Origin of the sequence: Oceanobacter sp. 5_MG-2023, assembly GCF_030548165.1 — a bacterium.
GTDB lineage: Bacteria > Pseudomonadota > Gammaproteobacteria > Pseudomonadales > Oceanobacteraceae > Oceanobacter.
In genome coordinates, this window is the sequence record NZ_JAUORS010000011.1 from 24,421 (window position 1) to 36,933 (window position 12,513).

The following is a 12,513-nucleotide window of genomic DNA, read 5'->3' on the forward strand; positions in this document are numbered from 1 at the left end:
CTGAGTACTGGCTGAGTGCTGGCACGTCGCCCAGGAAACCGAAGAGAGGGTAAAGAGTGGTCAAGAGATTGAATAACGGCTCAATAGTGGCGAGTGTGGCGAGAGTGGCGCGCAAACAGAAAACGGCCGCGACGATCATCAACAAGGGGTGTTGTTTTTTGGGAATCTTACGGTCGTTAGTTGGCGGTTCCGGCGCTTTGTGCTGCAAGGTCAAACAGCTCATCCGGGCATTCTGGATGAGCTGCCCGATACGACAAGGATTACCGGTGGCCGTGTTTGACCACACCCCCACGGTAGTGGGGACAATCAGATCTGTGGCCATTGTCATGCTGGTCAGCGTGTTCGCCAATCAGGCACCTGCTCAGGCACAGCTGCCTGCTCCTGATCACCACTCCGCTGATCTGCCCATGGCGGCCAATAACGATAAGAGACAGACCACACAGACCACACAGACGCCGTCAGCCGAGGAGGCTGTCGATCGTATACGGGTCATTCGGGTTCAGGCCGGGGATACACTGAGCGAAATGTTCAGTGCCAACCAGGTGTCAGTGACTGACTTGCATTACATTATGGAGGCGGATGAGGCGTATTTGTCGTTGGAGACACTGACCCCAGGCACCGAGCTTGCGTTGGTATACGATCCCCAGGGCCGGTTTTCAGCACTCACACTGCGTTTGGATGCGGCTCGCAAGGTCACTTATGTCAAACAACCCGATGGCTCTTTTGAATATCAGGCATTCACCGCAGATACCCGCTGGGTGGTTGAAGTGCTCCGGGGCGTTGTGGATGGCAGCTTGTATACATCCGCGCTTCGCGCCGGACTGACGAAGGCCCAAATCCTGCTGATTGATCAGTTATTGGGGAACCGGTTGAATTTCCGCAAGGACTTGCGCAAGGGGGATACGTTTTCGGTCATTGTCGGGCATGAGGTCACCAGTAACCAGAGCACCGGCCATACTCGTCTGGAGGCCATTTCACTGGTGCGTGGCGATCAAACCTATACCGCTTTTCTGTTCGAGGATGGCAATTACTACAATGACAAGGGTGAAAGCGTAACACCGGCCTTTATGCGCTGGCCGACCCGAAAACCTTATCGGGTCAGTTCTGCTTTTAGTCCAGACCGATTGCACCCGATTACCGGGCGGCGGTCGCCGCATAACGGGGTCGATCTGGCGACTCCGCCGGGGACTGTGATCGTCAGTACCGGGGATGGTACGGTGCGGCGTATCGGTAATCATCGATACGCGGGCAAATACATCGATATTGATCATGGTGGTGCGTACACAACGCGCTATCTGCATCTGCAGAAAATTCTGGTGCGAAAAGGCGATCAGGTGCAGCGCGGCGAGAAAATTGCCTTGTCGGGGAATACCGGCCGCAGCACTGGTCCCCATTTGCATTTTGAGTTTCACATCAACGGCCGACCGGTTGATCCTATGACGGCGGATATCCCAACGGCGGCTGCCATTCCTCTGGCGGATCTCGCTCGCTTCAAGGCCAAGCTCAAACAACGACGAATCGTGATGAAATACGCTGCCAGCCGCTCCGATATTCTGCAGGTCACGGCTCCTTCCTGATGGGGTCGGACGGCAAGTCTGAAGGGCTGGTGATCCTGTGCCGCAATGGCGCGTCATGCGATGTCTATGTCTATGTCGATGTGCTGGATGCGGTGCTTTGATCATGCTGCGGGCACTGGCTGTTCCGGCCATCTGCAAGGGAATATCGGCAGTGATGCCGGGGGCACAAAGGCACTCCTGGCCGTTGCTGAGTGCCCTTGTTTGTATGCCGTCGTCTGAATTATTTCTTTTTTACTCCGCCCTGGCGAGCCTTGAAGCGGGGATTGCTTTTACAAATCACATAACAACGACCACGGCGTCTGACGATCTGGCAGTCTGGATGGCGTAGTTTCGCAGTCTTGAGTGAGCTTAATACCTGCATGTATCAGCCTCCGGTTCAGGATTTTCCCAGCCGGGTTTTCATACCCGCAAAGCGTTGGTTAAAGCGGGCAATACGGCCTTCTTTATTCGTTTTCCGTTGCTCTCCGGTGTACACCGGATGGGAGGCACTGGACACTTCAATGTTAATCAGCGGGTAGGTTTTGCCGTCTTCCCACTCAATGGTTTCGGTGGATGTGCAGGTTGATCGGGTCAAAAACGTTGCGCCGCAGCTGGTGTCTCGAAACACAACGTAATCATAGGTTGGATGAATCCCTGGTTTCATGGCATTGCTCCTTAAAGTTATAAAGTAACATTTATGATTGAAACTCATTCGCATCTAAAAGTAAACAATATGAGAATTATTCTTATTTGATTTGGAGAGTCAAAATAAGAATGATCAATGAGTGCTGGCAGACCAGGCATACCACTGGATCTTTATTTATAAGCCGCGGCAGCTCTTTGCTAACGGGTGTTTGGTTTTATTGATTTTGAGTGCTGCCAGAGAGCGCCGTCTTGCTGTTGATCAGCCGGTACCGCAGACAGAGGATCACTGAGGATCAGACAGAGTGGAGGCTTTCGGGTAGATCATTTTCCTTAAAATAGAGCAGTTGGTTTATTTTATTGCTCTATAAATGGGCGTTTTTATATTTTTCAGGACTATATTTGAAACTTTAGTATTAGATTTATGAATGACCATGACATAAATCATGGTGTTATGGCTGCTTACCTATGTTTTTTGTCAATAAGTTTCAAGATGTGGCGCGATGTGTGCTTACGCATGTTTACGATCAACAACGGAAGCTGATCTGACTTGACAAATTAACCGGGAAAATTTCTTTAAAATTTTCAAACCAAGGTAAAAATATGCAAGCCTCCAAACAGGTACTCAGTATTACTGCAGTAACCGCAGCCATGTTGCTACTTTCTGGCTGCGGAAGTTCCTCTTCCGATAACGATTCTCCTGCCGCCGCCGCTGAGGATTTCAACTTTTCTGAAGCAACGATCGCCAGTGTTCATAGCGCCATTACATCTGGACAGATGAGCTGCGAGCAAATTGTCAGCGGTTATCTGGATCGCATTAACACTTATGACACGGTGGTGGGTGGTACAGAGCTCAACGCTGTTGTGCTGACCAATCCGAATGCCATTGGCCGAGCCATTGAATTTGACCAGAATTACGGTACCGACGCTGATCTCGATGATCAGCCGCTGTACTGTATCCCGGTGCTGCCAAAAGATAACTACAACACCTCGGATATGTACACGTCTGGTGGTGCAACTGCATTCCAGTACAACCAGCCGAGCCGCGATGCCTACACCATCGAAAAACTGCGTGACGCCGGTGCCATTATCCTGGGTAAAGCGAACATGGATGAGCTGGCATTTGGCTTCCGTGGTGAAAGCTCCGTGCGTGGTCTGGTCAAGAATGCTTATGACCAGACCAAAGGTGCGGGCGGTTCTTCTACTGGTACCGGCGCAAGTATCGCCGCTAGCCTGGCCGTTTTTGGCCTGGGTACTGATACCGGTGGTTCCATCCGTGTTCCGTCCAGCCTCGGTGGACTGGTTGGTATTCGTCCCAGCATGAGACTGGTAAGTCAGGACGGCATCATGCCTCTGGCTGCCTGGCAGGATACTGGCGGCCCAATGTGCCGGACGGTTGAAGACTGTGCCGTTGCGATGGACGTATTGGTTGGTTTTGATGAGTCTTCACATTCAGGTCAGCGCGAAGTCTTCGATATTGATGGCGCACTGGTGGCTGATGAAGCCTCTTATCAAGAAGTAACAGGCGTTCCGGAAAGCTACACCGCGTTCCTTGATGCTGATGCACTGAACGGTGCTCGTATCGGCGTGGTACGTGGTCTGTTTGGTGATAATGAAGGTGATAATGCGATCGTACAGGCCAAGCTGAACGAAGCACTGGCGGCAATGGAAGCGGCAGGTGCCACGGTTGAAGACGTCGTGATCCCGGATATGGACGAGATTCTGAGCAAATACCGCAGTATGTCGTCGTATGAGTTCGCCCGCGATATGGAAACCTACCTGCATAGCTGGTCGAGTAACCTGGACGGACACTTGCGTACCTATCAGGACTTCCAGGACAGCGCCGGCTACCTGGAGCGTAACACCAGAACCATCGCATCACGTAACAACCTTGATGTGGATCTGAGCACTGATGAAACATACCTTCTGAACACGGTTGATCGCCCAACGTTTGTGCGTCCCCGTATTCTGGAAGCCCTGGACAATACCGCTGCTGGTGAAGGTGCAGAGCCGTACGACGTACTGTTGTACCCAACCCTGCAAAGCCTGGCCGGTGATCTGGGTAGCAGCCCAAGTGCTGGTAGTGCGAACCGTCTGAGCCCGTTCTCTGGCTTCCCTGCCTTGTCCATGCCTGCTGGTATGGCGGATGAAGACGACGGCGTTAGCCCAGCACAGCCTGTGGGTTTCGAAATTCTGGCCCGAGAGTTTGATGAAGCAACGCTGATCAGCATCGCTTACTCTTACCAGGAAGTGGCACAGCCACGTCAAGCACCGACTTATTACCCTGAACTGACGTCTGTTCAGTAACGGTCTGGTGATCGCGCAGAGCAGTATGCTTATTGCTCTGCGCGAGATTATCCAGTCTGGCCTTGATTGCCTGGGTCGACTGGGTATGTCCTCTGGCAGGGCACATCCTGTGCAATCCAGCGGCAGCCGACAAAGTACATGAACCCGTGAATATCAACGGACACAACACCGTGACTCCCCTCAATTGTGAACCTCTCTCGGCTTTCTGAAACGCCTGTTTTATTTCCCTGGCATCACTATGAATAACCACCCGCGCATCGCATACAGAACAGGGTAGGTTTTTACCGTGCTCATTGCTCTCTGCGTTGGGGGGCTCGTGTTTATTGGCGATAACACGCTTCTTTTCTGCCTGTATTTATTGGTGCTTCTCTGTCCCTGCCTAAGGTGGCTGGGCACAAAATCAAAAGCCGCCACGGGCGCATATGGCAATTATTGTAATCACCCATTTACTATGATCCAGCTGTCCCTTGTCCCGGGACGGGAGCCTGAAAGGCACCATGAAGAGTCAAGATGCTTTTCTGTTGTTGACACTGGTCAGCCTTGAAAAACAGAAAAAAGTGCCTCTTTGATCCCTTCTGACAATGGATTGCGATGGGAAAGGCATATCGATGAACATGACATGGAATAGCAGCAAGGGCCGATCACACAGGCTGAATAATTGACGGTATTACACCAGGGAGATGTGTACCCCCTGCGTTGCCTCCCAGACTTTCTGACGGTTCTGGTTGGTTTGCTCTGCTGATCATTGATCCCGTAAACAAGAATCCTATTTCCCGGAATTGACGCCAATATATGGGCGATTTTTTGGGCTACCTACGTAATATGAAAGGTCATCGGTTAACAATAAAAAGAAGTGTGACCATGAATAATCAGCAGACTGTTGTATCGCCAGATCGTGCCTGTTATCAGGTTCGCGTGATGAATGAATCACGATGCTTTGAAACCAACTCACAAAACAATGTACTGGCCAGTATGGGCTGGGCAGAGAATTCCCCGGTGCCGGTTGGCTGCAAGGGCGGTGGCTGTGGTAAATGCCGCGTCAAGGTGACCAGTGGCACTTATCTCAGCAAAAAGATGAGTCGGGCGCATATTACGCCACGGGATGAAGAGCAGAGTATTGTGTTGGCGTGTCGTATTTTTGCCCAGAGTGATATTCATCTGATACCGCTTGAGGCCTGAGCAAGCCGCGGACGCGGTTTATCTAACTGCTGTTCTACTGTTCGAGACAGCAGTACCCCGCAAAGGGACTGCTGCCGTGCTGATCGTGGCGGTTTATTCCGCCGCATCGACTTCCGGGTAATTTTGCGGGAACAGGGCGCGACGGGCAGCGTCATCCAACTCACTCTGGAATTCGGCGTGCTGGCCAATGGTGCGGGCGCGTTCGACGGCTGGACGGCTGTTGATACGGTCAAACCAGGCCTTTAGGTGCGGAAATTCACTCAGAGCACCATCATCACCCAGTACCACGGTAGCCTTGTCTATCCAGCCCCAGGCGGCAATGTCTGCGATGCTGTATTGCTCACCGACGATAAAGGTACGGCTCGCCAGATGGGTATTCAGCACTGAATAATGACGGCGGGCTTCACGCCAGTAACGATTGAGGGCGTAAGGAATCGGCTCTGGGGCGGCACGACGAAAATGCACTGATTGACCAGAGTAAGGCCCTAGCCCGGTAGCCACAAACATCAGCCAGGACAGCAACTCGGCACGGGTGGCTGGTGTGCCTCCCAGTTGACCACTTTTTTCTGACAAATAGAGCAGGATGGCGTTGGAGTCGAACACCCGTACGCCGTCGTCTTCAATCGCTGGCGTCTTGCCATTGGGGTTAATGGCGCGGTATTCCGGGCGGTGTTGCTCACCCTTGAGGGTGTCCACTGGGATCAGTTCGTAAGGCATGCCGGTTTCTTCCAGAAACAGGGCCACCTTGGTTGGGTTCGGGGTTGGGTGGTAGTAAAACTTGATCATTTCGGGCTCCAGGCAAATTGTTGAAAGCGTTCATCCGCTGGTGTTTGGGCGAAGTGATTGATGTAGTTGCTCATTACTTTTTGCGCCATGCCCAGCGTGATCTCCAGGACTTGTTTGGGGCCATAGCCTGCAGCATAAAAAGTATCCAGTTCGGCATCGGCAAGGTTACCGCGACCACGCAGCATCGCCAGTGTGGTGTCATGCAGCGCTTGCAGTTTGGCGGTTGGCATGGCCGTACCATTACGGAGTGCTTCGGTCAGCTCAGGATCAACCTTCATCATATTGGCAATGGCAGTGTGAGCCGGTACGCAGTAATGGCACTGGTGTTCAACATTGATGGTTTGCCAGACGACGGTGAGTTCTTCAGCATCAAATGAGGTTTGCGTAAATAATTGGTGCAGCTGTTGGTAGGCTTCCAGTGTTTCTGGCGATTCGGCCATCACGGCGTGCAGACCCGGAATAGAGCCAAAGGCTCGTAACGATTTTTCCAGCAGCGGCTTGCTTTCGGCCGGGGCGGATTCCAGGGTGTGCAGAGTAAAGGATTGCATGTTTGCTCCAGAGGCCCGCGATTGTCGCGGTTATTTATTAATCATTGGAATCACTCTAGCTGGATTTGAACGTTTGTTCAAGGTAGAATTGAACGATCGTTACAAAAAGAGAATTCAAGGGTGTCTCACGCCAAGCATGATCGCCAAGAGGCGATCCACAACGCCACACAACTGTTTTGGGCAAAAGGGTTTCACGCTACCTCCATGCGTAATATCCAGCAGGCCATGGATATGCGTCCTGGCAGTATTTACGCCAGCTTCGGCAGTAAAGAAGGCTTGTTCAAGGAAGTGCTGGGCCACTATGCCGCGATGAGTAAAGCGCGGCTGCGTACCAGTGTGGAGCAGGCGGGATCGCCGCTGGCCGGATTAAAAGCCTTTGTTAAAGGCGCGGTATGCAGTGATCCGGCATCGACTCCCAGCAGTATGTGTATGCTGGTGAAAACCATCACCGAACTGACCGATGACAACGCCGATTTACTGGCAGAAGCCAAATACTGGCTGGCCGAAATGGAAGCCGCCTTTGCCGAGGTACTGACTCAGGCGCGAGCAAGCGGAGAGACCGCAGCGACTGCTGATCCAGAGCGGCAAGCACGTTATTTGCAGGTTCAGCTGATGGGGTTACGCTCTTATGCGCGTGCCCGCCCGGGTGAATGCCATCTCGATGAACTGGTCGACGATGTGTTTGAGCATCTGCGCGGCTGACAGAGCGAGCGGATTGCTGGCGTTTACGACGCCAGCTGCGCCAACAGAGCGGTTATGGCCGCTGTCGCAATAGCCTTGTCCTGCTTGGCCGTCGCGCCTGAAACGCCTACCGCTCCAATCAGTTCGCCATTCACCAGAATGGGCAAACCACCCCCGAATGCCATCAGGCCACCATCAATCTGATCCATGCCGAGCAGCTTCTCTTGCTCGATAACCTGACCAAACACATCGGTCGGGCACTGAAATAAAACCGCTGTTCTTGCCTTGCGCTGACTGACTTCAGTTGACCCCAGAAAGGCCTTGTCCATCCGCAGGAAAGCAACCAGGTTGGCACCGCTGTCGACGACCGAAATACAGACATTCAATCCCATATCCTCGGCTTGTTTAACCGCATCATCGAGCATCTGGCGAGCTTGTTGGCAATTGATTGGGTTCATGGCGTGACCTTTTTATCAGGAAATCGGAATGCATGAATGCAGCCGCCAAGACAGCATCCAAAGAGTGACGATGCTACCACTGGGGCAGGATCGGCAGAGTACCAGATTCGGGATTTTACAATACCGAAGAGACCAGACTCAGGCAGTAGCGACCCGGACGGACGCCCTCTGTGATTGTTCGAACACAGCGCCAGATCATGGCAGACGCCGTTTAATGACCTGTTTATTTTTTCATCATTTTAGTTAGAGTCCTAACTAAAAATCTCCCTGCAAACCGTTGCCCTATGGGGTTTTCCACGCCAACAATCCATTCACGAACCGCCTGCCTTCATACCTGACAGTGTGGATTATCTGCGCCTCTTCAGTTGACATCAGCACTGAAGCCGTTACATTTTGGTTAAACGATCATTTAACAAAAAAGATTCTGGCCAGTAGAGGACTTCCTATGCCGAAGTTGGGAGTAGCAGAAATACGTAGACCACAATTGATTGAGGCCACCATGGATTCAATCAACGAAGTGGGTTTACACAAAGCCAGCGTAGTGATTATCAGCGGCAAGGCAGGGGTATCGCCGGCCATTATCAACCACCACTTTGGCGGCAAGGATAATTTGCTAGAGGCGACCATGCGGTCGGTGCTGAAACAACTATCGAGCAGTGTCCGCAAGCAGCTGGATCAGGTGGCACGTGATGATGTCCGTGGCCGTCTGGATGCCATTGTCTGCGGTAACTTCGACAAGTCGCAGACGGACCCACGGGTGGTAAAAACCTGGCTGGCGTTCTGGTCGCAATCGATGCACGTACCGGCGCTGTTCCGGTTACAGCGGGTCAACGAAAAGCGCTTGCTGTCGTATCTGATGTTTGAGTTGAAACAGGTGATGCCCCGGCATCAGGCCTGGCAGACCGCCCAGACCATCGCGGCGCTGATCGATGGTATCTGGCTGCGTGGCGCATTGCGGCCGGAAGGCATTGATGTCGGGATGGCGAAAAAACTGATCAGTGATTACATCGGCCAGCAACTGGCGAGCGTCGATGCTGATGATGCCCCGGCCCGACCGACGACCCCTATTCAGAACTAGAAGGTAACTCCATGCAAACCCACACTCTGTACATTCACGGCCAGTATCAGGACGCCACTTCTGGTGAAACATTTGCGACCTGTAACCCGGCAACCGGCGAAACCATTGCACTGATCCAGCAGGCCTCCAGTGCCGACGTCGACCGGGCTGTGGTTTCTGCCCAGGCCGGTTTCAAGGTCTGGTCGGCCATGACCGGGATGGAACGCAGCCGTATTTTGCGCAAGGCGGTTGAGATTCTGCGCCAGCGTAACGACGAGCTGGCCATGCTGGAAGTACTGGACACTGGCAAGCCGATTCAGGAAGCCAACTGCGTCGACATCGTCACCGGTGCCGATGTGGTGGAATATTTTGCGGGCCTGGCACCGTCGATTCAGGGCGAGCAGCAAGATCTGGGCGGCAGCAACTTTTTCTATACCCGCCGCGAACCATTGGGTGTCGTGGCTGGCATCGGCGCCTGGAATTACCCGATCCAGATCGCCATGTGGAAATCCGCTCCGGCGCTGGCAGCCGGTAACGCCATGGTGTTCAAACCCTCGGAAGAAACGCCGCTGACGGCGATGAAGCTGGCCGAGATCTACACCGAAGCCGGTGTGCCGGATGGCGTTTTTAACGTCGTGCAAGGGGACTACCGGGTCGGGGAAGCGCTGACTCATCACGCTGATATTGCCAAGGTGTCGTTTACCGGCGAGTGCGGTACCGGCAAAAAAGTGATGGCTGCCAGTGCCACCACACTGAAAGACGTCACCATGGAGCTGGGTGGCAAATCACCACTGATCATTTTTGATGACGCCGATCTGACCAACGCGGTATCGGCGGCAATGATCGCTAATTTTTACACCCAGGGCGAAGTCTGCACCAACGGCACCCGGGTGTTTGTGCACGATGCCATTTACGACGCTTTCCTCAGCCAGCTGCAAGAACGCACCGCCAGGCTGACCATGGGCGACCCCAGCGATCCAGCTACCCAGGTCGGGGCGCTGATCAGTATTGACCATATGCACAAGGTACTGGGATATATCGACGCCGCCAAAGAGGCGGGTGCCCGTCTGGTGATTGGTGGTGAACGGGCCATGACCGGCGACTGTGCCAAAGGGGCTTTTGTGCAGCCGACCGTCTTTGCCGATTGCCACGACGATATGCCTAACGTGAAAGATGAGATCTTTGGCCCGGTGATGTCGGTGCTGCGTTTCAGCGATGAAGCGGAGGTGATCCGCCGTGCCAACGCAACGGACTTCGGTCTGGCTGCCGGGGTCTTTACCCGTGATTTCTCCCGTGCCCATCGGGTGATCGCGGCAATGGAAGCCGGTATTTGCTGGATCAACAGTTGGGGCGCTTCACCGGCCGAAATGCCCGTGGGTGGTTACAAGTTGTCAGGCATTGGCCGAGAAAACGGGGTGGAAACCCTGAATCACTATACCCAGACCAAAAGCGTGTTTATTGAGCTGGGAGATGTCGAGAGTCCTTACGCATGAGTGGTCAATACGATTTTATTATTGTCGGCGCCGGCAGTGCCGGTTGTGTGCTGGCCAATCGCCTGAGCGCCAGCGGCGAGTACAAGGTGTTGTTACTGGAAGCCGGTGGCAGCGACAAAAGCATATTTATCCAGATGCCGACCGCGCTGTCGTACCCGATGAATACCGAAAAATACGCCTGGCAGTTTGAAACCCTGCCAGAGCCGGGCATCGACAACCGGGTATTACATTGCCCGCGCGGCAAGGTGCTGGGTGGCGGATCATCCATTAATGGCATGGTGTACGTCCGTGGCCATGCCCGAGACTTTGACGAATGGCAAGCCCACGGCGCAGAAGGGTGGGATTACCAGCACTGCTTGCCGTATTTCAAAAAGGCCGAGTGCTGGATGGGTGGCGAGAGCGAATACCGCGGTGGTCATGGCCCGGTCGGCACCAACAACGGCAACAACATGAGCCTGAACCCGCTTTATCAAGCCTTTATCGATGCCGGTAAAGACGCCGGCTATCCATACACTCCGGACTACAACGGTTATCAGCAGGAAGGCTTTGGGCCAATGCATATGACCGTCAAAGACGGTGTGCGGGCCTCGACTTCCAATGCCTATTTGCGGGAGGCGCTATCGCGTCCCAACCTGACGCTGAAAACCGGTGTGGTGGTACACAAGGTGTTGTTGAACGGCGATGGCCCGACGCTGGAAGCCACTGGCATCCAGTTCGAAAGCAACGGCAAGGTCGAACAGCACACTGCCCGCCGGGAAGTGATTCTGGCGGCGGGCTCCATCGGTTCACCACAGTTGCTGCAATTGTCCGGGATTGGTCCCAGGGATGTCCTGGCCAAGGCTGGCGTCAGCGTGCAACATGAGCTGCCGGGGGTGGGCGAAAACCTGCAAGACCACCTGGAAGTCTACTTCCAGTTTTACTGCCACCAGCCAATCACCCTGAACGGCAAACTCGACCTGTTTAACAAGGGGGTGATCGGTGCTCGCTGGCTGCTGTTCAAAAATGGTCTGGGTGCCACCAACCACTTTGAAAGCTGCGCCTTTATTCGCTCCCGGGCGGGAGTGGAATGGCCCAATATTCAATATCACTTCTTGCCTGCGGCGATGCGTTACGACGGTCAGGCAGCCTTCGATGGTCATGGCTTCCAGGTGCACGTCGGGCCGAATAAACCGGCCAGCCGCGGCAAGGTCTGGATTACTTCTGCCGACCCTCACGCCAAACCATCGATTTTCTTTAATTACATCGGCACCGAACAAGACCGGCAGGACTGGCGCGACACCATTCGCCTGACCCGCGAAATCATTCTGCAACCGGCGCTGGACGCGTATCGGGGAGATGAAATCCAGCCCGGTGCGGCGGTTCAGACCGATGCCGAGATTGACGCCTGGGTTCGGGCCAATGTCGAGAGCGCCTATCACCCGTCCTGTACCTGCAAGATCGGGGCAGACGACGACCCGATGGCGGTGCTGGACAGCGCTTGCCGGGTGCGGGGCATCGACAGCCTGCGGGTAGTGGATTCTTCCATCTTCCCGACCATTACCAATGGCAACCTGAATGCCCCGACCATCATGGTGGCAGAAAAGGCCGCCGACCTGATTCTGGGCAAGGGCGCTGCCACCGCGGCGGATGTCCCTGTCTGGATAGACCCCGACTGGCCAACCCAACAGCGCAGCGGTACGCCCAGGCGTGCGCTGGCCAACTCCACCGGCAGCGAAGATGCTGCATAACGCCCAACGTCACTGATGTATCTGCACCGCCAGGCCCCGGCCTGGTGATGAGCCGTAACTGATATTCAACCACTGAGGA

12 protein-coding genes are annotated in these 12,513 nt (G+C 54.1%); 7 read left to right on the top strand and 5 right to left on the bottom strand.

The window, feature by feature from the left end; translation table 11 throughout:
* The first annotated feature begins 314 nt into the window (after window positions 1-314).
* A complete protein-coding gene (locus tag Q4551_RS09050) occupies window positions 315-1,577 on the top strand; it encodes a peptidoglycan DD-metalloendopeptidase family protein (RefSeq protein ID WP_303433247.1) in 1,263 nt (420 codons plus the stop codon).
* Between the two features lie 220 nt (window positions 1,578-1,797).
* Here Q4551_RS09050 and ykgO read toward each other — a convergent pair whose 3' ends face one another.
* Both ykgO and Q4551_RS09060 read right to left on the bottom strand, forming a co-directional pair.
* Entirely contained in the window at window positions 1,798-1,938 is a 141-nt protein-coding gene (ykgO, locus tag Q4551_RS09055; protein ID WP_303433248.1) for a type B 50S ribosomal protein L36, read from the bottom strand.
* A gap of 15 nt (window positions 1,939-1,953) precedes the next feature.
* The gene (locus tag Q4551_RS09060; RefSeq protein WP_303433249.1) at window positions 1,954-2,220 is read right to left on the bottom strand and encodes a type B 50S ribosomal protein L31; all 267 of its coding nucleotides are present in this window, start codon (window positions 2,218-2,220) and stop codon (window positions 1,954-1,956) included.
* Between the two features lie 581 nt (window positions 2,221-2,801).
* On the opposite strand from Q4551_RS09060, the gene Q4551_RS09065 reads away from it, so the two are divergent.
* Window positions 2,802-4,505 carry an amidase gene (locus Q4551_RS09065; protein ID WP_303433250.1) on the top strand — a complete coding sequence of 568 codons (1,704 nt, stop codon included), beginning with the start codon at window positions 2,802-2,804 and terminating at the stop codon, window positions 4,503-4,505.
* An 861-nt stretch (window positions 4,506-5,366) separates the two neighbouring features.
* Complete coding sequence (locus Q4551_RS09070) at window positions 5,367-5,684, top strand: 2Fe-2S iron-sulfur cluster-binding protein (RefSeq protein WP_303433251.1); 318 nt, start codon at window positions 5,367-5,369, stop codon at window positions 5,682-5,684.
* 93 nt (window positions 5,685-5,777) lie between these two features.
* Here the strand turns inward: Q4551_RS09070 and Q4551_RS09075 are convergent, their stop codons facing one another.
* Together Q4551_RS09075 and Q4551_RS09080 are read right to left on the bottom strand one after the other, a co-directional pair.
* The gene (locus Q4551_RS09075; protein ID WP_303433252.1) at window positions 5,778-6,470 is read right to left on the bottom strand and encodes a glutathione S-transferase family protein; all 693 of its coding nucleotides are present in this window, start codon (window positions 6,468-6,470) and stop codon (window positions 5,778-5,780) included.
* Window positions 6,467-7,018, bottom strand: coding sequence for a carboxymuconolactone decarboxylase family protein (locus tag Q4551_RS09080; RefSeq protein WP_303433253.1), 552 nt, complete (start codon window positions 7,016-7,018; stop codon window positions 6,467-6,469). The genes Q4551_RS09075 and Q4551_RS09080 overlap by 4 nt, the downstream gene beginning before the upstream one ends.
* Window positions 7,019-7,138: 120 nt before the next feature.
* On the opposite strand from Q4551_RS09080, the gene Q4551_RS09085 reads away from it, so the two are divergent.
* Window positions 7,139-7,720 (top strand): TetR/AcrR family transcriptional regulator, encoded by a 582-nt coding sequence (locus Q4551_RS09085; protein ID WP_303433254.1) that lies wholly within the window; start codon window positions 7,139-7,141, stop codon window positions 7,718-7,720.
* Between the two features lie 23 nt (window positions 7,721-7,743).
* On the opposite strand, the gene Q4551_RS09090 is transcribed toward Q4551_RS09085, so the two are convergent.
* Window positions 7,744-8,157: a heme-binding protein gene (locus tag Q4551_RS09090; RefSeq protein ID WP_303433255.1), complete on the bottom strand. Its 414-nt coding sequence runs from the start codon at window positions 8,155-8,157 to the stop codon at window positions 7,744-7,746.
* A 445-nt stretch (window positions 8,158-8,602) separates the two neighbouring features.
* Between Q4551_RS09090 and betI the strand changes: the two genes are divergently transcribed.
* Genes betI through betA form a run of 3 tightly spaced genes read left to right on the top strand, consistent with a single transcriptional unit; the run spans window position 8,603 to window position 12,434 of the window.
* Complete coding sequence (betI, locus tag Q4551_RS09095; RefSeq protein ID WP_303433256.1) at window positions 8,603-9,235, top strand: transcriptional regulator BetI; 633 nt, start codon at window positions 8,603-8,605, stop codon at window positions 9,233-9,235.
* A gap of 11 nt (window positions 9,236-9,246) precedes the next feature.
* The gene (betB, locus tag Q4551_RS09100; RefSeq protein WP_303433257.1) at window positions 9,247-10,707 is read left to right on the top strand and encodes a betaine-aldehyde dehydrogenase; all 1,461 of its coding nucleotides are present in this window, start codon (window positions 9,247-9,249) and stop codon (window positions 10,705-10,707) included.
* Window positions 10,704-12,434: a choline dehydrogenase gene (gene betA, locus Q4551_RS09105; RefSeq protein WP_303433258.1), complete on the top strand. Its 1,731-nt coding sequence runs from the start codon at window positions 10,704-10,706 to the stop codon at window positions 12,432-12,434. The genes betB and betA overlap by 4 nt, the downstream gene beginning before the upstream one ends.
* Window positions 12,435-12,513 lie beyond the last annotated feature (79 nt).

Bases quoted from the DNA above. Each gene is read 5' to 3' on its own strand.
- ykgO (WP_303433248.1), bottom strand. From the start codon at position 1,938: ATGCAGGTATTAAGCTCACTCAAGACTGCGAAACTACGCCATCCAGAC.
- Q4551_RS09060 (WP_303433249.1), bottom strand. From the start codon at position 2,220: ATGAAACCAGGGATTCATCCAACCTATGATTACGTTGTGTTTCGAGAC.
- Q4551_RS09065 (WP_303433250.1), top strand. From the start codon at position 2,802: ATGCAAGCCTCCAAACAGGTACTCAGTATTACTGCAGTAACCGCAGCC.
- Q4551_RS09070 (WP_303433251.1), top strand. From the start codon at position 5,367: ATGAATAATCAGCAGACTGTTGTATCGCCAGATCGTGCCTGTTATCAG.
- Q4551_RS09075 (WP_303433252.1), bottom strand. From the start codon at position 6,470: ATGATCAAGTTTTACTACCACCCAACCCCGAACCCAACCAAGGTGGCC.
- Q4551_RS09080 (WP_303433253.1), bottom strand. From the start codon at position 7,018: ATGCAATCCTTTACTCTGCACACCCTGGAATCCGCCCCGGCCGAAAGC.
- Q4551_RS09090 (WP_303433255.1), bottom strand. From the start codon at position 8,157: ATGAACCCAATCAATTGCCAACAAGCTCGCCAGATGCTCGATGATGCG.
- betI (WP_303433256.1), top strand. From the start codon at position 8,603: ATGCCGAAGTTGGGAGTAGCAGAAATACGTAGACCACAATTGATTGAG.
- betB (WP_303433257.1), top strand. From the start codon at position 9,247: ATGCAAACCCACACTCTGTACATTCACGGCCAGTATCAGGACGCCACT.
- betA (WP_303433258.1), top strand. From the start codon at position 10,704: ATGAGTGGTCAATACGATTTTATTATTGTCGGCGCCGGCAGTGCCGGT.